Consider the following 23,661-nt stretch of genomic DNA (forward strand, 5'->3'; position numbering starts at 1 on the left):
CAAAAAGTCATTAGATTATGGCGGTAATACACGTAGGAAATACAACTCCAATCATGTTAAAGATTTTTTCAGTTAAATTTGATAACAGCGACAGTAGTTTATTGATTGAAGCCGAGGTGGATTTTGACCACTTTGAACAGTTTGCTGAGCCATTAGCCCTGGCCATGGATTGTGAGATTAAAGAACGTCAATGGGGAGCGGATAGACATCAATGGCGACTCATGTTTGAAGGGACTGGATTAGTCATGCATTATGAGTTTTACGGTAATATTTGTTGGATAAAGCCAGAGCGTCCACAAGACGGTGAAGTAATAGAGTATTTAGCCGCGTTAATTAAACCATTAGCGCAAGCGAGGGCGTAATGCAAAATCATACTCCTAATGACCAAGCAAGGTTAGATGATGAACAATACGATAATGCTAATTTTGGCAATCGTATAGATGATGAAGCTGATGGTGGACATGATACTAGCCATCAGCATAGTGATAATGAGCAGGTCGCTGCCGACAATGGCGCGCAATTTCATTATAAAGCGTTAACCCCAGACCTCATTCTTGATGCCATCGAGTCGGTGGGCATTTACCCTGAAACTGGTTTATTAGCGTTAAACAGTTACGAAAATAGGGTGTATCAATTTCGTTGTGATCGTGGCCAACGATATGTGGTGAAGTTCTATCGACCAGAGCGGTGGACGAACTTACAAATCCAAGAAGAACATGATTATGCATTAGCATTGGCTGAGCAAGAAGTGCCAATTGCCGTGCCAGTGAATATTGAACAACGCACCTTACATGTTTATCAAGGTTATCGCTTTGCCTTGTTTCCCTCTATTGGTGGACGTGCTTTTGAGGTTGATAACCTTGAACAGTTAGCGTCTACAGGTCGCTTTATTGGCCGTATCCATCAATTCGGCCAACAGCAGCCTTTTGCGCATCGTGAAGCATTAACACCGGCAATTTTAGGTGATGCATCGTTAATGTACTTGAAGCAGTCTAATAGGGTTGCACCGAGCATGCAGCAAGCATTTTTTACGGTTGCTGAGCAAGTATTAGCGGCCACAAAAGCCATTTGGGATAAGGTTGAATTTACCTCAATTCGCCTGCATGGTGATTTGCATCCAGGTAATATTTTGTGGACTCCAGATGGTCCAGGTTTTGTTGATTTAGATGACGCCAAACAAGGCCCAGCGATACAAGATATTTGGATGATGCTTACCGGAGACAGGCAGCAACAAACATTACAATTAGATATCTTGATTGAAGCGTATGAAGAATTTGCTGACTTTGATAAGCGTCAATTGGCCTTAATTGAACCATTAAGGGCACTACGAATGCTGCATTATAACGCTTGGTTAGCTAAGCGCTGGCAAGATCCGGCATTTCCGATGAACTTTCCATGGTTTGGTGATGTCAAATATTGGGAGCAGCAAACCTTAGCGTTTAAAGAACAACTCAGTGCTTTAAATGAGCCTAGCCTGACGTTGTTTTAGTGACAGAGTGGGATGAACAAAAATTTACTTCAACCCGTTTAGCTTATTTGTTAGAAATATTCGCAATAAGCCATTGAGCTCTATAGGCTGGCTAGATTATGATAGCAACACTTAATGCATGTTAATCATTGTATTTTTGCACAAAAAAAGGAATCGAAATGAAAAACGTTTTATTGGTTATTGCGGCATTGCTTCTTGCGCCAATGGCTGCCAATGCGGCTGAATATAAAGAAGGTGTTAACTACACAGTCATTAATAACGGCCCTGGTACGAGTAAGCCTGAAATTACTGAGTTCTTTTCATTTTTCTGCCCTCATTGTTACCATTTTTCAAAAGAGGTTGTGCCTAACTTAGTTAAAAATTTACCTAAAGGTGTGACGTTTAATCAAGCGCATGTTGAGTTTATTGGTCGTGAAATGGGCGTTGAAATGTCTCGTGCCTTTGCTGTTGCGCATCAATTGAATGTTGATGCTAAAATAGAAAAAGCGCTTTTCTCTGCTATCCATGAGAAAAAACAACATTTTGTTAGCCGTGACGATATCCGTAAAGTGTTCATTGCTAATGGTGTAGATGGTAAAGATTTTGATGCAGCTGCTGATTCATTTATGGTGAACGCGCAAATGTCAAAAATGAAACGTGATACTGAAAATGCTCAGTTAACTGGCGTACCTTCAATTGTTGTTAACGGTAAATATCGCATTGAAAACAGTTCAATCAAGTCATATGATGATCTGGTTAAGATTGCTTACTATTTAGCGCAAAAGAAATAAACTAGCGCAAAAGAAATAAACTAGTGCAATATCGTTAAATTAGCCCAACAACACATGTCGCGGCTAATTTAAATGAAACACGCGGTTATTGACGACAGTAACCATATTGCTAAAAAGGAGCCTTGGGCTCCTTTTTTTATGCCTTATTCATACTAATTTTAAGGCAAAAAAAAACCGCTTGCCGAAGCAGAACGGAATTGAGTCAATGGACTCGTTTTTACCCTGAGTAACGATAAAAATACTATCAGCGCGTCAATTTTCAAGCAAGTGTCGTTATGCTGACACTGAGATTTTTAGAGGATTTTCATAAAAAAGTTGTAGAATAATTGAACCTCTTTTAGCTACCTTAGGTCTAATTTTTGTTGGATGATTATTAGCTACTTTTTCGATATGTTTTAGCAATAGTTTGCTGGAGGCAATATGCGCGAATTTCCTGTTTATGCTCCTAAGTTGATTGTAAAGCACGTAAGAATTTTTTTAACTGGGGTGATTTGGATAAAAGACATTGGTCAATTGGAGTTTACTAACGGGCGTTTTTTAATGCCAAAAAAAAGCCTCCCTAAAGTAAGGAAGGCGATTGCAGAACTTAATACCTTAATCGAGTCGCAACGACTCGAGGTTAATCAAGCTTAAGCTTCATTATTCAATAAACCAACAAGGCCGTTGACCTTATCATTCCATGAGTTAAGGTCTTGCTGTAATTGTTGGTTCTTTTCTGTTAACGCTTCATTTTTTTGCTTCTCTTCATCAAGCTCCATTTTTAGTAGCTCAATACTTTCTAGCGTCGCCTGGATTTTGTTTTCCAGTTGGGACAATAATTCAAGGCTCATGGGGTGTCCTATTAGTTTCTGGATGGAATACCGATTCTATCAGCGTCTACGGTACTTGGAACAGCAATAAAAGCTAAGTGGCGATAAAATAACCTAAATTCATTAGCTAATCAGTATATTTGTTCTGCTTTGTTAGTTTGAGGGTTAAAATGTACTCGTTAAAAAGTTAACAACTCGCATGATTTATCCCTCAGCACTGATGTTTGGTAGCCAAAATAGATGCTATCAACATTTTTCAAGTCAGCATTGGTTTGAAAGGTGGTATTTTATTAACGCCTCGGTATTGTCTTCGTGCGATGAAAGGCGAGTCACATAGGCGTCATCACACCCAATAGCGTAAGCTGCTTCACAAACCCTAGATGAGATGTGAATTTGTTAATGCTTGTTCAATTCAATTGACGTATTTTAGGTGAGGATTTTTCGCAACAACTTGACTTTGGATTCAAGCGTCCATAGTCTGCAAGCTCTGTTTTTAAGGTGGTATGCAATGGATATAAAATATAATTTAAAACCCGCCTCAGAGCGCCGTTCTGAGCAGTTTACACCAGAGGGTAATGTCGGGTTTGGTAAGCATAGAACCGACCATATGTTTTTGATGGATTACCGAGATGGTCAATGGCGTGATCCTCGCGTTGTGCCTTATGGTCCGTTTGAAATGGCGCCAGGGGCGATGACGTTGCATTACGGCCAATCTATTTTTGAAGGTGCCAAAGCATTTAAGCACCAAGATGGTGAAATCTACACGTTCCGTTTAAATAAGAATGCTGAGCGTATGAATCGCTCAGCAGATATTGTGTGTATTCCTAATATTGATGAGCAAATGCAGCTGGATGCGATTAACGCATTAATTGATGTTGATCGATTATGGTTCCCTGATCAAGAGGGAGCTTGTTTGTATATTCGGCCCTTTATTTTTGCCACTGAAGATCGTTTGTCAGTGAGCCCGAGTGAGCAGTACACCTTTTGCGTAATGTTAAGCCCATCAGGGGCATATTACTCGGCAAGCGGTGTCAATAAAGGTATTCGTTTATTGATTAGCACTGAGTTCCATCGTGCGGTATCTGGCGGAACAGGCGCATCAAAAGCGGCGGGTAACTACGCGGCTTCTTTGCGTGCGGGTAAAGCGGCGGCTGAATATGGCGCTGCACAAGTGTTGTATCTTGATTCAACTAATACCCAAATTGAAGAAGTAGGGGCAATGAACCACTTCCACATTCTTAAAGATGGCACGGTGATCATTCCTAAATTTACCGACACGATTTTAAAGTCGATCACGTCACAATCTATCATGGAATTAGGTGAGCATTTAGGTTGTGAAATTCGTCAAGAAACGGTGATGTTAGATAAGTTTATCGCTGATATTGAAGCCGGTGAAATTGTAGAAGCCGGTGGTTTTGGTACTGCTGCTGTCGTTTCGCCAGTGAGCTCATATATTTTTGAAGATGGTCGTATTGTCACGGTTGGAGATGGCAGTGTTGGGCCTAATATCAAACGCATTTATCAGGTTTATACTGATATGCAAAAAGGATTGTTAGCTGCTCCTGAAGGTTGGGTACAGCAAGTTGCTAGGGTTGCACCATAAACCCTTAACTGAAAAAATAAAAGCGCCTCAATGGCGCTTTTTTTGTGGCTGATACAAACGGTTTTCTTTTTAAAACGCAAAGCGATTGTGTAATCCATTTAGCCTTTAGTTTCATTGCATGGTTTGTGTTTATTACCCGGTGTTGCGGTTCATTTTTATGTGACACATTAATGCTGTGGTAAGGTCAATTTTTTTAGTCTTTCAGCATTAAGCAGCGTTAAACATTCTTCAGCAGACAAAGGCTTACTTAATAAGAAGCCTTGCACTTGGTCACAGCCATCTTCTTTTAAGAATGACAATTGCTCGGGGGTTTCAACCCCTTCTGCAATCACGTTTAAATCAAGGCTATGAGCTAAAGTAATAATGGCGCTGGTGATCGCGGCATCATCTGGATCTTCGGTAATGTCTCGCACAAACTCTCGGTCAATTTTCAAGGTATCAATGGGGAAGCGCCTTAAGTAACTCAAGCTTGAATACCCCGTACCAAAGTCGTCAATGGCAATGGATAATCCCAACTCTTTTATTTGCGACAGAATATTTACCGAATCTTGTGGGTTGCCCATGATCATTGATTCAGTTAATTCTAGTTCTACCGCATTTGCAGGTAATCCTGATACTGCAAGAGCCACTTCTACTGTTGAGATAATATCGGCTTTAAGCTGCCTTGCTGAAAGGTTTACCGCCACGGAAATTTGATTAAAACCTTGTTGATGCCATTGTGCAAGTTGGCTACAAGCTTGGTTAATGGCCCAGTGACCAATTTGGTTAATCATGCCAGTTTCTTCGGCTAATGGGATAAATTCAGTGGGTGAGATGATCCCTAGCTCTGGGCTTTCCCAACGAATAAGCGCCTCGACACCGACAATTGTTTGGGTCTTAACGTCATATTTAGGTTGATAAACTAAATAGAGCTGCTCAGCCTGCATGGCTTGTTTTAATCCTGTTTCGAGCTGAACATGGCGAGTGGCATAGTGGTTGAGTTTCTCGGTATAAAATTGGAAGTTATTGCGTCCTAAAGATTTGGCGTGATACATCGCGGTATCGGCGTATTTTGTTAAGTTAGTGGTGTCGGTCGCATCGTTAGGGTACAAACTGATCCCAATTGAAGGCGAAATTGTCAGGACTTTATCGTCCAGTAAAAATGGTGTTTGAAACGAATGTAGTACCTTCTCAGCAATGACTGTTGCGGCTTTGGTTTTGGCAACGCCTTCTAACACGATGGTAAATTCGTCACCCCCTAATCGGGCGACGGTGTCACCTTCTCTAATGGCATTTTGTAATCGACTTGCAACAGCTTTCAGTAACAAGTCGCCAATATGATGCCCCATAGAGTCATTAATATGTTTGAAGCGATCTAAGTCCAAAAATAATAATGCCACAATGGTGTTAGCGCGGTGTGCTTTGGTAACGGCTTGATTGAGTCGGTCATGGAATAATGTCCGGTTAGGTAAGCCGGTTAGCGGGTCAAAGTTTGCTAATACACGTAAATCTTCTTCGACTTTTTTACGCGAAGTAATATCGGTAAATACTGCCACGAAATGGCTTGTTTCTCCTTTGTTGTCAATTACTTGGTTAATTTCAAGCCAAGCCAATATCCCTTTGCGATCGCGAGTACGAATTTTTAACTCACCGGCCCAATGTTTGTGGTGCAGCAATTGTCGCTCAACCGCTTGGTAAAATTCACGTGAGCGTTTTCCCATCGCGAGGTATAAGAAGGGCTTACCGATCATTTTTTGCGGGTTAAAGCCGGTAATTCGACTAAATGCGGGGTTTACTGAACGAATGCTATAATCAAGCTCTCCCACTACTACCGCTTCGTTCATGCTAAATAACACCTGCGAAGACAGCTTTAATTCTTTTTCAGTTGCCTTACGGCTGGTAATGTCTCGTTGAGTTCCGGCCATGCGAATTGGCACACCTTTGCTATCTCGTTCGACGACTTGTCCACGGTCGAGTAGCCAAATCCATTTGCCGGTTTCAGATTCAATACGATATTCAGCTTCAAAGAACTCGCTTCTACCTTCAAGGTGTTGGTTCAGCAGCGTTTGTACTTGGGCCTTGTCTTCGTGGTGGATGTTTTTAATTAATAGTTGGCTCTCATTGTTTATCATTACCGGTAAAGATAAATTAGTGCGATAGACTTTATCTTGCTTGATATTCCAGTCCCACATGCCGTCACCAGACGCCCATAATGCTAACTTTAATCGCTCTTCTGATGCGCGAATGCTGGTTTCAAAATTTTTCTGACGTATTTTTTTCTGGTGTTGTAGATACCACAATATGCCAAATGAAATGACCGTTAAAAAGACGTACAGCATGTACGCTACACGGGTCATATAAAAGGGGGGGATGACCGATAACGGCACAGTTAATGTGATGTCACCAAAAGGGTTAGCACCTAGAGCATAGCGAACATGTAATTGATATTCCCCTGGCGGCAAGTTGGTGTAGGTGATCCTATTGCCAGCTTTAAGTTGATGCCATTGCGTTTCAAAGTTATTCAATGAATAGCTAAATTTATCTAGGCCGGGATAAATGAAGCTGAGCGAGCCAACTTCGAAACAAATGATTTTTTTCTCATACGGCATATTGATATGCGGCGTGGTGTTTAAATCTAATATCGGATGACTTTGTTCGCCTACTGTGTATCTGGTTAACACGACTTTAGGCGGCACACGTTTAAGCGGAATATCTTTGGGGTTAAATTGATTGATGCCATTGATGCCGCCAAACCATAAGTCGCCATTGGCGTCTTTAAATGTCGCAGAACCGTTGTATTCGGTAGATTGCAGGCCTTCATATTGATTGAAGGATATATAGCTTTTATCTTCTGGTGAATAGCGAGTGATGCCTGAGTTAGTGCTTAACCATAAGTGATTTTTATTGTCTTCTAATATGCCATAAATAGTGTTACTGATGTGGTCATTATTTACATCAACGCGTTCAAAAGAAAAAATACCATAGTTAGTGGTGAGTCTATCAATACCGCTATGGGTTGCGATCCATAAGTCGCCATTTTTTGTGCGAATAAAGTCGCGTACACGGTTATCACTTAGACTATTTTCATTGCCTTTTATGTGTTGTAAAAAGTCTAATTTTTTGGCTTCTGGGTTAAGTCTAACAAGCCCACCCATTGTGCCTAACCAAAGGTAGCCACCGCTATAATGGACTTTCAAAATAGCGTATTTAAACGGGGAATAATCTTTTTGAAAACCAAAGTTATATGCGTGCATTTCACCTGAATTTTCTGAGATAAAATACAAGCCTAATTTGGTTGCTACCCATAAACGGTGTTTATTATCGATGGCAAAACTCATGGTGAGTTTGTCGGCACGTAATTTAGGATTGGCCTGTTCAATAAAACGTAAATTGTTGTTTTTATCTAATTGAGCGACACCAATATTGGTGGCAAACCAGATATACCCTTGGCGGTCTTCAATGATGTCATTAACGACCAAGTTCAGTTGTTGTTCGGGGATATTGAGTAACTTGGCAAATTTATCATTGATGTAATGGAATTGATTATTATTGTCGAGGTATTTTACCCCCGCGCCCTGGGTGCCAATCCATAGTCGAGATGAAGAGTCGCGAAAAATAGCCCGAGTAATGTTCGCCATACGCGGTTTGGGCGAATGGTAATCAAAGATATGATTAAAATATTGGTGCTTTAAATCCAGAAAGTTAATCCCAGAATGTCCCATTCCCAACCAAAGTGTGCCAGTTGAAGAAAGTAACATCGTATTAATGCTATCTTCGCTGATGCTATTTAATTTTTGTGGGTTATGTTTATGGACGATTGAACGCCATTTTTTGCCGTTAAAGTCGAGTTGGTATAAGCCTTCGTTATCACTGATCGCCCAGATTTGATTTGGCGTAGCCACCACAAAGTCACTGATGTAGTTAGTGGCATTAACTGAGTAGGGTTTGGTCCAAATAAGGGTCTTTTCGTGGGTGTCGAGATTGTAACGCCATATTTGATTATCAATGGCCAACCACACCGAATAAATAGACGTTGATCTAACGGTGTGAATTGTAGAGCTGGTGGGAATATCTAGTCTGACAATGGTATTAGAATCAATTGCAAATGAGCCACTTTTTTGGGTACCTACAATGACATAATGTTCGCTTATATTAGCGACCTTGGTGATATTAGGTGTAACGGTATTGCCCAGCTTAATTGGCGTTACTTTATTGGTTTTGAGTGACACAATAAATAACCCTGAATGGGTACCGACCCAAAGGGTGTCACCAATGGCATCTATACTGGTAATGCGTTGATCGTTTTTACCTTCAATGAGGTTAATCTGTGTGAATTTACCTGTAGTTAAGTTAAGTTTGTTTAAGCCATTATTGTATGTGCCGACCCATAAATCACCGTCTGGAGATTGAGTAATTGCAGTGATGTAATTGCCTGAAATACTGTCGCTGTGGGTGGTGCTTCTTAGATATAGTTGATATTCGTTGCCATTGTAACTGTGAAGACCATCTTGTGTGCCGATCCACAGCATACCTGCATGGTCTTTAAATATGGCAGAAACGGAGTTTTGATTGAGCTTGTTCTCAGTAGTAAAATGCTGAAATTTAACCTCTGCGAGTTGATCGAAGTGGTTGTGGGGCTGCGCAGTAGCAGTGAGTGAAAAAAGTATCACTATCAACAGTATGACGCGATTTATTAAACCAGTTAAGCTCATCAATTTTCAACAGCACCTGCAAGCGGTTACATTACCAAGGTTCATCCTATAATAATCTTACTTGTAAGTTGTGAAAATTCAATTCTTTAATGAAAATGAATTCGTTTGTCTGCCACAATGATCAGAAAAATTGTCTTAATATAAAAAAAGCACACTAAATGTGTGCTTTTATGTTTTTTGTTTGTTAATGCTTAAGTTGGTCAGAGTTATATTGTATTAAAACTTGATGAATTAAATCATCTTTTTGTTGCCAGAGTTTATTTAAGTCACGCTGAAATTCTACCCGAGATTCAGCTTTTGAAAAGTACTCTTTCGCGTTCACTTCTGGTACGGGAAGAACGTCAATTTTCAGTACTACTTTTTTCACTCTGCCGTTCATGACTCCGTATAACACCGCATCATCTTTGGCGTCAGGGTACACTAAAGTCAAATTGACTAGACCGGTGAATTGTTCACCCATTGCCGAAAGGGTAAAAGCGATACCACCTGCTTTAGGGCGCAGTAAATATCGATAAGGTGAATTTTGGCGTTGATGTTTTTCTTGGGTAAAGCGGCTACCTTCAACATAGTTAATAATAGCGGTTGGTAGGTATTTAAACCGCTGACAAACTTTCCGAGTTGTTTCTAAATCTTTACCGCGCAGCTTGGGATTTTTCTTTAATTTAGCAGGGCTGGTTCTATCCATAAACGGCATATCAAGCCCCCAACAACCTAAGCCTAAAAATGGCACGTAAAGTAATTCTTTTTTTAAAAAGAATTTAAGCATGGGTAAGTTGTTGCGTAATAAGTAAGTTTGCGCGGCAATATCAAAACCACTGACATGGTTACTAATAAGTAAATACCAGCCATCTTTGCTTAATTTTTCTATTCCTTCAACGTCCCATTCAATGTTGGTAATTAACCACAAAATACCGCCATTACACGTTGCCCAACACCACATACAACGGTTCATGACTTTGACCAGTTGAGTGCGAAATGCTCGAATAGGCACGATTAATTTAAATATACCGCCAATTGAAATTAATCCCGCCCAAACAATGGTGTTAATAATTAGCAGTAAGGTGCTGATAAAAAATAGAATTGGGCCAGGAAGAAACGAAATCATTGACCGTTATACCTCATACAGATAGTAAATATTAATTGTTGCTATTTTGGGAGGGATGACGCTTTTAGTGCGGTCAACTTGGTATCTTTTTCTTCCCAAATTTGCGTTAATTGTTCTTGAAATTTTATTTTAAATTCACGGTTATTGATGTAATCACCCCGCATCGACGTTGGGATATCCATAATTTGAATGTCTACAGTCACATCGTCAAGTTGACCACAAATATATTCCCAATAACTCGGGACTTTATTCGGATAATGAATGGTAATGTTGACGATTTTGTCGATATGCTCACCCAACATTGATAACGCAAAAGCCATGCCGCCGGCTTTAGGTTTTAGCAAGTGTTGATAAGGGGAGGCTTGTTTGGCGTGTTTTTTTGCAGAAAAACGTGAGCCTTCAACAAAGTTCATTACACTAACAGGTTTATATTTAAACTTCTCGCACGCCTTGCGGGTCGCTTCGATATCTTTGCCTTTTAGTTTGGGGTTCTTTTTAAGCTGAGCGGGCGAATAACGGCGCATAAATGGAAAGTCTAATGCCCACCAAGCTAATCCTAAAATAGGCACATACAATAATTCCTGTTTTAAAAAGAATTTTAAAAACGGAATTTTACGATTTAACACTCGCTGCAATATTAGAATATCAACCCAAGATTGATGATTAGCAATCACCATATACCATTGTTTTTTACTAAAATGAGTATCACCGGTTTCAGTAATTGTTAATGGGTGTAGGCATGCTTCAATAAAGGTGTTGACGGTGATCCATGCCGAGGCACAATTATCTAAAATATAACTACAGCCTGTGCGTACAATAGTGATGGGAATTAGCTTAACAATGCTAAAAATCAAAATAGGGATAACCCAGAAAATCGTATTCAGCAAATAGCCTAAAAATGCTATCGCCCCGCGGATTTTTGCCAGCAGTGTCATCGACCCCTCCTATATAAATGGAGGCTTATGGTACTCGCAGACGCGCTTAGGCTCAATCTGTAGGCGTATTTTTATTGCGATTAATGTCGTGATAAGCGTGATAAAAGCTTATCCATCGCGCGGTATCCCAGTGCTTGCGCTAGGTGTGCTTTGGTTGTTTTAGTTTCTCCGTGCAGGTCTGCAATGGTTCGAGCCACACGTTGTAAACGATGAAAACTGCGCACTGATAGCCCTAAAGCGGTAATGCTTTGCTCTAAAAACTGTAAGTCATCCATGCTAATCAAGCTAACTTGTTCAAGTTGTTTAGGGCCTAACTCGCTGTTAAGTACGCCTTGACGTTGAAGTTGAATTGTTCTGGCTTGCGCCACGCGTTTGGCAACCTCAAAACTGGTTTCTGGTTGTTGAGCATGGGTTGATGTTAATGCCCCTGCAGGTAATTTGGGGACATCGATAGTTAAGTCAAAGCGGTCAATAAACGGGCCGCTTAAACGTGATAAATAACGTAGGATTTGATCGGGTGTGGCTCTGGCGTCATCGGCGTCGCCGCACGGACTGGGATTCATGGCCGCAATGAGTTGGAAGCGACATTGGAAGGTGAGTTTGGCTGCAGCTCGAGAAATAATAATTTCTCCGCTCTCAATCGGTTCCCGTAAGCAATCGAGTATTTTTCTTGGGAATTCAGCTACTTCATCTAGAAAGAGTACACCGCGATGAGACAGCGATATTTCTCCTGGTTTTGGATGTGCGCCGCCGCCAATGAGTGAAATATTAGAACAAGTATGATGCGGCGAACGAAATGGGCGTTCAAGAAAATGTTGCGGCTTAATGTGCATGCCTGCAACAGAGTGAATCGCGGCAACTTCAATGGCTTCTTCATAGGTGAGTTTAGGCAATAGCGGCATAATTCTGTTGGCTAGCATGCTTTTCCCTGTGCCAGGCGGGCCAATAAACAACAGATTGTGGCCGCCAGCCGCAGCAATCTCTAAGCCTTGTTTGGCTTGGTATTGACCAATGACTTCGCTTAAACATAATGTTGCTTCATCAATTTCAGGTTCAATCCATTGCGGGGTGGTGTCTAGCTGCGGCAGTTGAGCTTGGCCTTGTAAGAAAGCACTTAAATTTTGTAAATGGGCGACAAAAAAGGTGTCTCTATAGCCCACTAATTCAGCTTCATGGCGATTTTCAAGTGGAATAAATAACGTATGCTGATCATCTTTTACCGCAATAATGGCAGGTAATAAGCCGCTACAGGGACGTATTTGGCCTGATAGAGCCAGCTCACCGATAAATTCACATTGGTTGATTGATTGTATCGGAATTTGTCCAGATGCCGCTAAAATGCCAATGGCAATCGGTAGATCATAGCGACCGCCTTGCTTGGGGAGGTCTGCGGGCGCGAGATTAACGGTGATTCTTTTTTGTGGGAATTCAAAGCCAGCATTAATTAGCGCACTGCGAACTCGCTCCTTGGCTTCTCTGACTGATGTTTCTGGTAAACCAACCAAACTAAATGCCGGCAAACCATTACTCAGATGAACCTCTACAATGACTTTAGGGGCTTCAACGCCAGAGCTGGCTCTGGTCATTACGCAGGCAATCGCCATAAACAAATCCTTTTGTTATTGCTTGATTTAGATGCACTGCGTTCAATGCAGCGTCGTGATAATTGCATTAGAGTGTAGCAGTTGAATGTGTTTCACTGCACAAACATATAGTGCTTAACGCCGCAGGTTGCCACTGACGTTCAATATGCAATTCACGTGCGGCATCAGCGCTGCATACAAGTCTTAAGCTGTTAATTGGCTTAATTGCTTTGATTGATTGCCGTATGGCGGTTAAATGACCTGTAAAAAAGCACTGATTAATGGTTCACTGACGCGCTTTTCTTTACAGCAACAGCCAATTTCAAATGCCGGGATTTCAATCGGTGAGGGAATGGTCTGCACTTTGTCACGTACCGGACTATTTTGAATCACTACCTCTGGGGTTATGCTAACGCCACACCCCAGTGCGACCATAGAAGTCATGGCTTCTTGACCAGAGACGTAAGCATAAATGGTAGGTTTAATTGCCATTTGTTTAAACCATTGCTCTGCTCGACGTTTCCCTGGGCCATGTTCTGGCAAAATAAAAGGCAGCGCTTGCCAGTTGATTTCGGCTTGGTTAACCATCGTTTGTACTTGGCAATGGATATTAGGAGCAATAATTTTTAGTGGCACTTGATCAATATGGGCAAAGTGCAAACTGCTGGAAAAATTATCGGGGTAAGCTGAAATCGCTATATCGGCGTGGCCTTGGCGCACCATATTCACTGCATTAGCCGCATCGCCAGTGGAGAGGGTTATTTCAACTTGTGGATGTTCTCGTCTAAAGCGTTCTAACAGTGCGGGTAAGTGGCTGTATGCGGCAGTAACAGAACAGTAAAGTGTAATTCGCCCAGATAATAACGCTTGGTCTGGGCCGACGTTATGTTGTAGTTCACTCCAATTTGATAGTGTCTTTAATGCAAATTGCTTAAACTCAAGCCCTGCTGGTGTAATCGTGACACTACGATTATCACGCTCAAATAATTGACAACCGACATCTTGCTCAAGGCGCTGCAAAGTACGGCTTAAGGTTGATGGGCTCATGTGTGATTGCTGTGCTGTCTTGGCAAAATGCAAACTGTCACACAACTGGAGGTAAAGCGTTAAGGTGCGAATATCCATTTATGGCCTTTTGGGTCAAATTGTTCGGTGATAGTTTACGCAAGATGAGGCGACATACGCTGACTATTTAATCACTAATGTTGCATTTTTTGCAATGTCACATCCCAAATATATCATTTTAAGCAATCATTCGCATAGGCTATATTAAACGCAATCGCACTATGAATTGTTTTGAAAAACGTTGCTTACAACGTGCTTATTCACTTCTGCATCGGTTATTGATGCATTTCATAAACAATAAATAGATTGTGTCCAAAATTTTGTATTAAAGGTGGTATTTGAGATGGCGAATTACTTTAACTCTCTGAATTTACGTCAACAGCTTGACCAATTAGCGCAATGCCGCTTTATGGACCGCAGCGAATTTGCTGACGGTTGTAATTATATTAAAGACTGGAATATCGTCATTCTAGGTTGTGGCGCTCAAGGTTTAAACCAAGGTTTAAACATGCGTGATTCTGGATTGAATATTTCATACGCTCTTCGCCCACAAGCGATTGCTGAAAAACGTGCATCATGGCAGCGTGCCACCGACAATAATTTTAAGGTCGGTACATTTGAAGAAATGATCCCTCAAGCTGACTTAGTATTAAATCTCACGCCAGACAAGCAGCACTCTAATGTTGTTAATGCAGTGATGCCATTAATGAAACAAGGCGCGACGCTGTCTTATTCTCATGGTTTTAATATCGTAGAAGAGGGCATGCAAGTTCGCCCTGATATTACCGTTGTGATGGTGGCTCCTAAGTGTCCTGGCACTGAAGTTCGTGAAGAATATAAACGCGGTTTTGGTGTACCAACACTGATTGCGGTTCATCCTGAAAATGATCCAAATGCAGACGGGTTAGCTATTGCTAAAGCTTATGCAAGTGCGACTGGTGGTGATCGTGCTGGGGTATTGCTGTCATCATTTATTGCAGAAGTTAAATCAGACTTAATGGGTGAACAAACCATTCTTTGCGGCATGCTACAAACTGGCGCGATTTTAGGTTATGAAAAAATGGTTGCCGATGGTGTTGAACCTGGTTATGCGGCAAAACTTATCCAGCAAGGGTGGGAAACCATTACTGAAGCGCTAAAACATGGTGGTATTACCAACATGATGGATCGTTTATCCAATCCGGCAAAAATCAAAGCATATGACATGGCTGAAGAACTTAAAGTCTTGCTTAAGCCTTTATTTGAAAAGCACATGGATGACATCATTAGCGGCGAGTTTTCTAAGGTAATGATGGAAGATTGGGCCAATGATGATGCTAACTTGCTTCGCTGGCGCTCAGAAACCAACGAAACAGCCTTTGAAAATGCACCATATAGCGATGAAGAAATTGACGAGCAAACCTATTTTGACAAAGGCATTTTCTTGGTTGCAATGGTTAAAGCAGGTGTTGAGCAAGCGTTTGATACCATGGTTGCAACGGGCATTGTTGAAGAGTCTGCATACTACGAGTCATTACATGAAACACCATTAATTGCCAATACGATTGCACGTAAGCGTTTATATGAAATGAACATTGTTATTTCTGATACTGCTGAATACGGCTGTTATTTATTTAATCATGCGGCATTACCACTACTTAAAGATTATGTGTCATCTATGTCTAGTGAAGTATTAGGAGCAGGCCTTGCTGATACGTCAACAGGTGTAGACAACTTGCGACTCATTGAAGTCAATGACGCTATCCGTCATACCGATGTTGAGTTTATTGGCGGTGAGTTACGTGGCTACATGACTGACATGAAAAGGCTTGTTGAAGAAAGTTAATTTGCTTTAAAAAGTGCACAATCCTGTTCAGGAAAAGGTTTCAGCTGTCGGGCAGGCAAGTACCAAGCAATAAATTGAAGATGTTTGTTGAGCGTAAAAGTAAGTCAATTTTATGATTATAAATACGCTATTTTTTTGTTGTTTGCATTGTCTCGGCAGGGAAGCTGAAATTTTTTTAATAAAGCAGATTTAAGTTGTGACAATGAATGTTTATGTGTTATCAGTATTAGTACTGATTAAATGTTAAGTCTTTAGGACATACTTTATTACTATGTTTAACCAAGCTGCCATACTCATTATTGAGATTATTAGCGTCGTGATTATTCAATCACAGCGGCGGTGCTTGGTATCTAAATAGACGTAAAGGTCAACACAGATAACAACCCCCCGCTCCGACAGGAAAGGGGGGTTTTTCGTTTCAGCGCGGTGTAAAACAATCAACCACATGAGGGATAGTATGGAAGCAGGCATGAAAATTCGTGGAGCAGATGCAGTTATCAAGGCGCTAGCTGCACATGGTGTGACCACTGTATTTGGGTATCCCGGAGGTGCGATTATGCCGATTTATGATGCCCTTTATGGTAGTCCGGTTGAACATTTATTAAGTCGACATGAACAAGGTGCCGCTTTTGCCGCCGTGGGTTATGCGCGTGCCAGCGGCAAAACGGGTGTGTGTTTTGCGACATCGGGCCCAGGTGCTACTAACCTAATCACTTCACTTGCAGATGCATTACTGGATTCGGTTCCTGTTGTTGCTATTACAGGACAAGTATCAACCAATGTCATTGGTACCGATGCCTTTCAAGAAATTGACGTATTAGGTATGTCCCTGTCGTGCACGAAACACAGCTTTATGGTGACAAGTGTTGAAGACTTAGTACCCACCCTTTACCGTGCATTTGAAATTGCCGCTTCGGGTCGTCCAGGCCCTGTATTAGTCGATATCCCTAAGGATATTCAGCTTGCTGCTGTTCAATACCAAACGCCTTTGCAAACAGTAGAGCCTGAGCCTGTCAGCGACAACAGCTTGGTGGCGTCTGCTGCGCAAATGATTAAAGCGGCAAAACAACCTATTTTATACATTGGTGGCGGTGTCGGTATGGCTGGCGCAGTGCCGCAACTACGCCATTTCATTGATGTAACGGGCATTCCAAGTGTGGCCACCTTAAAAGGATTAGGCTCGGTTGCTCATGATACTCCTGGCTATTTAGGTATGTTAGGTATGCATGGCGCTAAAGCGGCTAACTTTGCAGTACAAGAAAGTGATTTATTGATTGTTGCGGGGGCAAGATTTGACGACCGCGTCACTGGACGGTTGGCCAGTTTTGCTGATAAAGCCAAAGTTATCCACTTAGATATTGATGCTGCAGAACTGGGTAAATTACGTCAACCAGACATTGCCATCACGACTGAGTTCAAGCAGCTGTTACCCCAACTTAGCCAACAACTTGCTGGCCAGTTACAGCTTGCGCCTTGGCAAAAACACGTGACCCAATTGCACCAACAACATCAGTTTAACTACCAACATGTTGGTGAGCTGATTTATGCTCCTGCCATGTTGCGTCAGTTAGCCGATAAATTACCTGAAAACAATGTTGTCAGCTGTGATGTTGGCCAGCACCAAATGTGGGTGGCGCAACATATGTGGTTCCGCAAGCCTGAAGATCATTTATCCAGTGCCGGTTTTGGCACTATGGGCTTTGGTTTACCTGCTGCAATTGGCGCACAAGTCGCTCGCCCTGATGCAACCGTTGTTACTGTGTCAGGGGATGGTTCTTTTATGATGAATGTGCAAGAGTTAACCACCATTAAACGCAAAAAGTTACCTGTTAAAATTTTATTGCTCGATAACCAAAAGCTGGGCATGGTAAAGCAGTGGCAGAAGTTATTTTTTGAAGAGCGTTACAGTGAAACTGATTTATCTGACAACCCTGATTTTGTCAAAATGGCGTCAGCTTTTGATATTCCTGGGCGGACAATTTTTCACGCCGATGAAGTCGCAGCTGGGCTTGATGAAATGCTCAATACCACAGGGCCGTTTATGCTACATGTTGCCATTGACGATGCGTTTAACGTATGGCCACTCGTGCCTCCAGGGGCAAGTAACAGTGAGATGATGGATAAGCAGGAGAAATAATGATGAAGCACACTCTTTTTATCGTTGCCAAGCAACGCCCAGAAGTTTTAGAGCGTTTATTGCGTGTGACTCGTCATCGTGGTTTTAGCATCATCAACATGCAAGTACACCTAAATGATGAAGGCTTGATTGAAGTGAATATGCAAGTTCAATCAGCGCGCGCGGTAACGTTATTGAGCAATCAACTCGACAAACTGATTGATGTTACCTGCTGTGAAGTGCTCAACAATGCAAATTCAGCGCACTGTGCTAACGAATAATATGCTTGGGTAATCGTTGATTACCCGCCTAGATATGTCACCAAATGGCAATCAACAATGTATATGTAACCAACTTGTTTATCGTCTAAATAAGTATGTTGGTTAAACCGAATCAAATTAAGAAGGAATTAAGCAATGGCGAAATTACGTTCAGCGACAAGTACCGAAGGGCGAAATATGGCTGGTGCCCGTGCTTTATGGCGAGCAACAGGCGTAAAAGATAATGATTTTGGTAAACCCATCATTGCTATTGCCAACTCGTTTACTCAATTTGTTCCCGGTCATGTGCATTTAAAAGACATGGGGTCGTTAGTGGCCAGTGCCATTGAAGAGGCGGGCGGTATTGCCAAAGAATTTAATACCATTGCAGTGGATGATGGAATTGCCATGGGTCATGGCGGCATGCTTTACAGCTTGCCATCTCGAGAGCTTATCGCTGATAGCGTTGAATATATGGTTAATGCACACTGCGCCGATGCATTAGTGTGTATCTCTAATTGTGACAAAATTACGCCAGGCATGCTGATGGCAGCGCTTCGCTTAAATATCCCTGTGGTGTTTGTTTCTGGTGGCCCAATGGAAGCGGGTAAAACTAAGCTCTCTGATAAATTAATTAAGTTAGATTTAGTGGATGCCATGGTTGCTGCCGCAGACAGCAATGTTAGCGATGAAGATAGCGAAAAAATTGAACGCAGTGCATGTCCAACATGTGGTTCATGTTCAGGCATGTTCACCGCAAACTCAATGAACTGCTTAACTGAAGCGCTTGGCTTGTCATTACCCGGTAATGGCTCAATGTTAGCCACACACGCTGATCGCCGAGAGCTATTTTTAGAAGCTGGCCGCAGAGTGATGCAATTGGCTAAGCGTTATTATCAACAAGATGATGAAAGTGCATTGCCGCGTAATATTGCCAGCTTTAAGGCATTTGAAAATGCCATGGCGCTTGATATTGCCATGGGCGGTTCATCAAATACGGTTTTGCATCTTATTGCTGCTGCGCAAGAAGGTGAGGTTAACTTTACCATGGACGACATTGATAGGATGTCACGTCAGGTACCACATTTATGTAAAGTTGCGCCCTCTACGCCGCAATATCATATGGAAGATGTTCACCGTGCAGGTGGAGTCATGGGCATATTAGGCGAGTTAGATCGTGCTGGTCTGCTGCATAACGATGTACCACACGTTGCAGCTGACAATGGCGGTGATTTAAAGTCCGTGCTTGCTAAATACGATATTAAACAAACCTCAGATGAAGCAATATTGCGTTTTTATTCTGCTGGCCCAGCGGGTATTCCAACACAAAAAGCCTTTAGCCAAGATTGCCGCTGGGACAGCGTAGATGATGACCGTGAACAAGGTTGTATTCGCAGCAAAGACCATGCCTTTAGCCAAGAAGGTGGTTTAGCGGTATTAGCCGGTAATGTGGCTGAAAATGGCTGTATCGTTAAAACTGCCGGTGTTGATGAAGAAAATCTTGTTTTTGTTGGTAAAGCGCGAGTTTATGAAAGCCAAGATGACGCCGTAGCCGGTATTTTAGACGGTGAAGTCATTGCTGGTGACGTGGTCGTTATTCGTTATGAAGGCCCTAAAGGTGGCCCAGGTATGCAAGAAATGTTGTACCCCACTTCTTACCTTAAATCTCGTGGCCTAGGCAAAGCATGTGCATTGATTACTGATGGCCGCTTCTCAGGTGGTACATCTGGATTATCAATTGGTCATGTCTCACCTGAAGCTGCTGCTGGTGGCACTATTGCTTTAATTGAGAACGGCGATGAAATCGCCATTGATATTCCAAGTCGTTCTATTGAACTTAACGTTGATAAGCAACAACTTGATGCTCGCCGTGATGCCATGAACGCCAAAGGAATATTAGGCTGGAAGCCACTTGAACGACAACGTTATGTATCACTGGCATTAAAAGCGTATGCGCTATTAGCGACCAGTGCAGATAAAGGTGCTGTACGTGATCGCAGTAAATTGGAGGGCTAAGATATTAGCCCTTGTACCATCGACTCAATTGGATAATGTGCCCATGTCTTTAGCGCAAACCTACTTACAAAAAATCTTATTATCGTCTGTTTATGACGTGGCAAAAGTCACTCCACTAAGTGGATTGAAAAAGCTATCGGCTCGATTAAACTGCCCAGTGTATTTAAAGCGTGAAGATATGCAGCCGGTGCATTCATTCAAACTACGTGGTGCTTATAACCGTATTTCTCAGCTTAGTACTGAAGAATTAGCAAAAGGTGTGGTTTGTGCGTCGGCGGGAAACCATGCCCAAGGTGTGGCGATGTCTGCTAATGCGAAAGGCATTGATGCTGTGATTGTGATGCCAGAAACGACCCCTGAAATTAAAGTGGATGCCGTTAGACGTCTGGGCGGAAATGTGGTGTTACATGGTCAAGCCTTTGACCAAGCGAATGCACATGCACAACATTTATCGGCCGAAGAAGGGCGCGTGTATATTGCCCCGTTTGACGATGTAGCGGTCATTGCTGGCCAAGGTACCGTTGCCCAAGAAATGCTACAACAACAACGTGACATTGAAGTGGTATTTGTACCTGTTGGCGGCGGTGGGTTAATTGCTGGGATTGCCGCTTATTATAAAGCGGTCATGCCACAGGTAAAAATTATTGGTGTTGAGCCAGAAGACGCTGCATGTTTAAAAGCTGCGCTCGATGCTGGCAAGCCTGTTGAGCTACCTCAAGTGGGGTTATTTGCAGATGGCGTTGCAGTAAAGCGCATTGGTAAAGCCCCTTTTGAAGTGGCTAAACGTTATGTTGATGATGTTGTAACGGTAAGCTCTGATGAAATTTGCGCTGCGGTGAAAGACATTTTTGAAGATACCCGCGCCATTGCAGAACCTGCTGGTGCGCTATCGTTAGCCGGATTAAAAAAATACCAACAGCAATACCAATTAAAAGGCCCTGTTGCAGCGGTATTAAGCGGTGCGAATGTTAATTTCCACAGCCTACGCTATGTGTCAGAACGTTGTGAGTTAGGCGAGCAAAAAGAAGCCGTATTGGCGGTTAAAATTCCTGAAAAACCCGGCAGTTTTTTACGTTTTTGCCAGTTGTTAAATTCACGCGCGATGACGGAGTTTAATTACCGTTTTAGCAGTCGAGACAGTGCGATGGTATTTGCTGGTATTCGCTTAGCTTCTGGCCAAACTGAGCTTGACAGTATTATTGAAGCGCTTGAAACAGAAGGCTTTACGGTGCAAGACTTAACTAACGATGAAATGGCTAAATTGCATGTGCGTTACATGGTTGGCGGTCAGCCTCCGGTGCCAATTCAAGAGCGGATCATTAGTTTTGAATTTCCAGAACATCCCGGTGCCTTGTTGAAGTTTTTAAGCACGTTGCAAAGTCAGTGGAATATTAGTCTATTTCATTATCGTAACCACGGTGCTGCGTTTGGGCGTGTACTGGCCGGTTTTGAAGTGACTGATGCTGATGCGGTGCCATTTTCACGTTTCTTAACTGAACTGGGCTTTGTCTACCACGATGAAACAACTAACCCGGCTTATCAGCTATTTTTGAATAACGGTAATTAAACACCTTAAAGGTGTTTTAGCGTCTTCATCTATCTACAGTAAAAATTAAACCTGCGGATTAAATAATACCCACTCGACGCTTTTTCTTTGCTTCGAGTGTGGTAAAGTTTTTGGCAGCTATTGCTGAGTCAGCCCAAGTAGAAATATATCTACGGCAAAAAATTAAATGTAGGGTAAATGATCCAATGTATGTCATTGGGTTGCACTGTTGTTTTGTCATTTCCATAGGAGATAGAAATGTTACCCGTACCGACCATAAATTCGTTTGTTCCCCCACATCGCACCCTCATGGGCCCAGGCCCTTCTGATGTTTACCCACAAGTGTTGAGTGCACAATCTCGTCCGACTATTGGTCATCTAGACCCGTTATTTGTTGGCATGATGGACGAATTAAAAGCGTTAATTCAATATGCATTTCAAACTGAAAACGAAATGACCTTAGCCGTGTCTGCACCGGGAAGTGCGGGGATGGAAACTTGCTTTGTGAACTTAGTTGAACCAGGCGAAAAAGTCATCGTTTGTCGTAATGGCGTGTTTGGCGAGCGTATGCGCCAAAACGTTGAACGAATTGGCGCAACAGCCGTAGTGGTTGATAATGAATGGGGTGAACCGGTATCACCGCAACTTGTTGAAGATGCATTAACTGCGCACCCTGATGCAAAGTTCTTAGCCTTTGTGCATGCCGAAACCTCAACGGGTGCTCTGTCAGATGCTAAAACCTTGTGCCAATTAGCCCAAAAGCATGACTGCTTAAGCATTGTCGATGCTGTCACTTCATTAGGAGGGGTTGAGCTTAGGGTTGATGACTGGGGCATTGATGCCATCTATTCAGGTAGTCAGAAGTGTTTATCTTGTGTGCCGGGTTTATCGCCAGTGTCGTTTTCAGCTAAAGCAGTTGAAAAGCTTACCCAACGCAAAACACCAGTACAGAGCTGGTTTTTAGATCAAAGTTTAGTGATGGGCTATTGGGGCTCGGCTAATTCAGGCGCTAAGCGCAGTTATCATCACACGGCACCTGTTAATGCATTATATGCACTGCATGAGTCATTACGTGTACTGGCTGAGGAAGGCTTAGAAAATGCCTGGCAACGTCATCAAAATATGCATCAGACATTAAAGGCTGGGCTAACTAAGTTAGGGTTAACCTTTGTCGTGCAAGAGTGCTCACGCTTACCGCAACTTAACGCGGTTTACATTCCACAAGGTGTGGACGATGCTCAAGTGAGGCAGCAATTGTTGAGTGAATATAATCTTGAAATTGGTGCAGGACTTGGCGCATTAGCAGGCAAAGCGTGGCGTATCGGTTTGATGGGTTATGGTGCAAGAAAAGAAAATGTGGCCTTGTGTTTACGCGCACTAGAAGAAGTGCTGACCCAGTAAATAGATAATTTAGTGTGTTTAATTATCTCAATAAAAATGGCGCAGACGCGCCATTTTTATTGATTGCGGTAAGTGCTTATTTAGTCAGCTTAGCTGCTAGCTCGTCAACTTGGGCTTGAAGTGCTTCTAGTTTTTCACGGGTTCTAAGTAAAACATGTTGTTGAACTTCAAATTCTTCGCGCGAGACCACATCTAACTTCATTAATTGGTTTTGAATGATTTGTTTGCTTTTTTCTTCAAATTCACCCGCCATTTGTTTAACGCCGTTAGGCAGGTTATCACTGATTTGTTTGGCGACTTCTTCAATTTTCTTTGGGTTTATCATTTTTGTTGTCCTAAAAAGTGCGTAGTTTTATTGTAACTTAGCCTGCAAGAATTCCAAACGATTGCGCAAAAAATTCCGCAATAAGCGTTCACCGTTGTGAGCTGCTTCTGCTATGATCCGCC

Annotated in this window: 18 protein-coding genes; 11 read left to right on the top strand and 7 right to left on the bottom strand. The window is 42.3% G+C overall.

Going from position 1 to position 23,661, the window contains the following annotated elements:
* Positions 1–53 precede the first annotated feature (53 nt).
* The 4 genes from G3R48_RS09290 to G3R48_RS09305 all read left to right on the top strand — a co-directional run bounded on the left by G3R48_RS09290 (position 54) and on the right by G3R48_RS09305 (position 2,892).
* Positions 54–362, top strand: a complete 309-nt coding sequence (locus G3R48_RS09290) for a DUF3630 family protein (protein ID WP_153664645.1) — start codon at positions 54–56, stop codon at positions 360–362.
* Positions 362–1,489: a serine/threonine protein kinase gene (locus G3R48_RS09295; protein WP_153664647.1), complete on the top strand. Its 1,128-nt coding sequence runs from the start codon at positions 362–364 to the stop codon at positions 1,487–1,489. The genes G3R48_RS09290 and G3R48_RS09295 overlap by 1 nt, the downstream gene beginning before the upstream one ends.
* Before the next feature lie 158 nt (positions 1,490–1,647).
* Entirely contained in the window at positions 1,648–2,259 is a 612-nt protein-coding gene (locus tag G3R48_RS09300; protein WP_153664649.1) for a thiol:disulfide interchange protein DsbA/DsbL, read from the top strand.
* Positions 2,260–2,679: 420 nt separating this feature from the next.
* On the top strand, positions 2,680–2,892 hold the full coding sequence (locus G3R48_RS09305; RefSeq protein WP_153664651.1) for a DUF1107 domain-containing protein: 213 nt from the start codon (positions 2,680–2,682) through the stop codon (positions 2,890–2,892).
* On the opposite strand, the gene G3R48_RS09310 is transcribed toward G3R48_RS09305, so the two are convergent.
* Positions 2,889–3,089 (bottom strand): cell division protein ZapB, encoded by a 201-nt coding sequence (locus G3R48_RS09310; protein ID WP_153664653.1) that lies wholly within the window; start codon positions 3,087–3,089, stop codon positions 2,889–2,891. The two genes, G3R48_RS09305 and G3R48_RS09310, sit on opposite strands and share 4 nt — an antisense overlap.
* Positions 3,090–3,576: 487 nt before the next feature.
* Between G3R48_RS09310 and G3R48_RS09315 the strand changes: the two genes are divergently transcribed.
* Positions 3,577–4,671: a branched-chain amino acid aminotransferase gene (locus G3R48_RS09315; RefSeq protein ID WP_153664655.1), complete on the top strand. Its 1,095-nt coding sequence runs from the start codon at positions 3,577–3,579 to the stop codon at positions 4,669–4,671.
* A 167-nt stretch (positions 4,672–4,838) separates the two neighbouring features.
* Here G3R48_RS09315 and G3R48_RS09320 read toward each other — a convergent pair whose 3' ends face one another.
* The 5 genes from G3R48_RS09320 to ilvY form a co-directional block, all read right to left on the bottom strand.
* The gene (locus G3R48_RS09320; protein WP_153664657.1) at positions 4,839–9,362 is read right to left on the bottom strand and encodes an EAL domain-containing protein; all 4,524 of its coding nucleotides are present in this window, start codon (positions 9,360–9,362) and stop codon (positions 4,839–4,841) included.
* Positions 9,363–9,546: 184 nt separating this feature from the next.
* Positions 9,547–10,467, bottom strand: a complete 921-nt coding sequence (locus G3R48_RS09325) for a 1-acylglycerol-3-phosphate O-acyltransferase, YihG family (protein WP_153664659.1) — start codon at positions 10,465–10,467, stop codon at positions 9,547–9,549.
* A 41-nt stretch (positions 10,468–10,508) separates the two neighbouring features.
* Entirely contained in the window at positions 10,509–11,402 is an 894-nt protein-coding gene (locus G3R48_RS09330; RefSeq protein WP_153664661.1) for an acyltransferase, read from the bottom strand.
* 80 nt (positions 11,403–11,482) lie between these two features.
* Positions 11,483–13,006 (bottom strand): YifB family Mg chelatase-like AAA ATPase, encoded by a 1,524-nt coding sequence (locus tag G3R48_RS09335; RefSeq protein WP_153664663.1) that lies wholly within the window; start codon positions 13,004–13,006, stop codon positions 11,483–11,485.
* A 231-nt stretch (positions 13,007–13,237) separates the two neighbouring features.
* Positions 13,238–14,110: an HTH-type transcriptional activator IlvY gene (gene ilvY / locus G3R48_RS09340; protein ID WP_153664665.1), complete on the bottom strand. Its 873-nt coding sequence runs from the start codon at positions 14,108–14,110 to the stop codon at positions 13,238–13,240.
* Positions 14,111–14,393: 283 nt separating this feature from the next.
* On the opposite strand from ilvY, the gene ilvC reads away from it, so the two are divergent.
* The 6 genes from ilvC (at position 14,394) to G3R48_RS09370 (ending at position 23,214) form a co-directional block, all read left to right on the top strand.
* The gene (ilvC, locus tag G3R48_RS09345; protein ID WP_153664667.1) at positions 14,394–15,875 is read left to right on the top strand and encodes a ketol-acid reductoisomerase; all 1,482 of its coding nucleotides are present in this window, start codon (positions 14,394–14,396) and stop codon (positions 15,873–15,875) included.
* A 457-nt stretch (positions 15,876–16,332) separates the two neighbouring features.
* Complete coding sequence (ilvG, locus tag G3R48_RS09350) at positions 16,333–18,012, top strand: acetolactate synthase 2 catalytic subunit (RefSeq protein ID WP_153664669.1); 1,680 nt, start codon at positions 16,333–16,335, stop codon at positions 18,010–18,012.
* A 2-nt stretch (positions 18,013–18,014) separates the two neighbouring features.
* Positions 18,015–18,272, top strand: coding sequence for an acetolactate synthase 2 small subunit (gene ilvM, locus G3R48_RS09355; RefSeq protein WP_153664671.1), 258 nt, complete (start codon positions 18,015–18,017; stop codon positions 18,270–18,272).
* 135 nt (positions 18,273–18,407) lie between these two features.
* Positions 18,408–20,267, top strand: coding sequence for a dihydroxy-acid dehydratase (gene ilvD, locus G3R48_RS09360; RefSeq protein ID WP_153664673.1), 1,860 nt, complete (start codon positions 18,408–18,410; stop codon positions 20,265–20,267).
* Between the two features lie 43 nt (positions 20,268–20,310).
* Entirely contained in the window at positions 20,311–21,834 is a 1,524-nt protein-coding gene (gene ilvA / locus G3R48_RS09365) for a threonine ammonia-lyase, biosynthetic (protein ID WP_153664675.1), read from the top strand.
* Between the two features lie 237 nt (positions 21,835–22,071).
* Positions 22,072–23,214 carry a pyridoxal-phosphate-dependent aminotransferase family protein gene (locus G3R48_RS09370; RefSeq protein WP_153664677.1) on the top strand — a complete coding sequence of 381 codons (1,143 nt, stop codon included), beginning with the start codon at positions 22,072–22,074 and terminating at the stop codon, positions 23,212–23,214.
* Positions 23,215–23,290: 76 nt separating this feature from the next.
* Here the strand turns inward: G3R48_RS09370 and ubiK are convergent, their stop codons facing one another.
* Entirely contained in the window at positions 23,291–23,539 is a 249-nt protein-coding gene (ubiK, locus tag G3R48_RS09375; protein WP_153664679.1) for a ubiquinone biosynthesis accessory factor UbiK, read from the bottom strand.
* Positions 23,540–23,661 lie beyond the last annotated feature (122 nt).

The sequence above is a fragment of the Shewanella intestini genome, assembly GCF_018221465.1.
Classification (GTDB): domain Bacteria; phylum Pseudomonadota; class Gammaproteobacteria; order Enterobacterales; family Shewanellaceae; genus Shewanella; species Shewanella intestini.

What these genes read in the sequence shown, in the direction of transcription:
- G3R48_RS09290 (WP_153664645.1), top strand. Translation starts at nt 54, where the DNA reads ATGTTAAAGATTTTTTCAGTTAAATTTGATAACAGCGACAGTAGTTTA.
- G3R48_RS09295 (WP_153664647.1), top strand. Translation starts at nt 362, where the DNA reads ATGCAAAATCATACTCCTAATGACCAAGCAAGGTTAGATGATGAACAA.
- G3R48_RS09300 (WP_153664649.1), top strand. Translation starts at nt 1,648, where the DNA reads ATGAAAAACGTTTTATTGGTTATTGCGGCATTGCTTCTTGCGCCAATG.
- G3R48_RS09305 (WP_153664651.1), top strand. Translation starts at nt 2,680, where the DNA reads ATGCGCGAATTTCCTGTTTATGCTCCTAAGTTGATTGTAAAGCACGTA.
- G3R48_RS09310 (WP_153664653.1), bottom strand. Translation starts at nt 3,089, where the DNA reads ATGAGCCTTGAATTATTGTCCCAACTGGAAAACAAAATCCAGGCGACG.
- G3R48_RS09315 (WP_153664655.1), top strand. Translation starts at nt 3,577, where the DNA reads ATGGATATAAAATATAATTTAAAACCCGCCTCAGAGCGCCGTTCTGAG.
- G3R48_RS09320 (WP_153664657.1), bottom strand. Translation starts at nt 9,362, where the DNA reads ATGAGCTTAACTGGTTTAATAAATCGCGTCATACTGTTGATAGTGATA.
- G3R48_RS09325 (WP_153664659.1), bottom strand. Translation starts at nt 10,467, where the DNA reads ATGATTTCGTTTCTTCCTGGCCCAATTCTATTTTTTATCAGCACCTTA.
- G3R48_RS09330 (WP_153664661.1), bottom strand. Translation starts at nt 11,402, where the DNA reads ATGACACTGCTGGCAAAAATCCGCGGGGCGATAGCATTTTTAGGCTAT.
- G3R48_RS09335 (WP_153664663.1), bottom strand. Translation starts at nt 13,006, where the DNA reads ATGGCGATTGCCTGCGTAATGACCAGAGCCAGCTCTGGCGTTGAAGCC.
- ilvY (WP_153664665.1), bottom strand. Translation starts at nt 14,110, where the DNA reads ATGGATATTCGCACCTTAACGCTTTACCTCCAGTTGTGTGACAGTTTG.
- ilvC (WP_153664667.1), top strand. Translation starts at nt 14,394, where the DNA reads ATGGCGAATTACTTTAACTCTCTGAATTTACGTCAACAGCTTGACCAA.
- ilvG (WP_153664669.1), top strand. Translation starts at nt 16,333, where the DNA reads ATGGAAGCAGGCATGAAAATTCGTGGAGCAGATGCAGTTATCAAGGCG.
- ilvM (WP_153664671.1), top strand. Translation starts at nt 18,015, where the DNA reads ATGAAGCACACTCTTTTTATCGTTGCCAAGCAACGCCCAGAAGTTTTA.
- ilvD (WP_153664673.1), top strand. Translation starts at nt 18,408, where the DNA reads ATGGCGAAATTACGTTCAGCGACAAGTACCGAAGGGCGAAATATGGCT.
- ilvA (WP_153664675.1), top strand. Translation starts at nt 20,311, where the DNA reads ATGTCTTTAGCGCAAACCTACTTACAAAAAATCTTATTATCGTCTGTT.
- G3R48_RS09370 (WP_153664677.1), top strand. Translation starts at nt 22,072, where the DNA reads ATGTTACCCGTACCGACCATAAATTCGTTTGTTCCCCCACATCGCACC.
- ubiK (WP_153664679.1), bottom strand. Translation starts at nt 23,539, where the DNA reads ATGATAAACCCAAAGAAAATTGAAGAAGTCGCCAAACAAATCAGTGAT.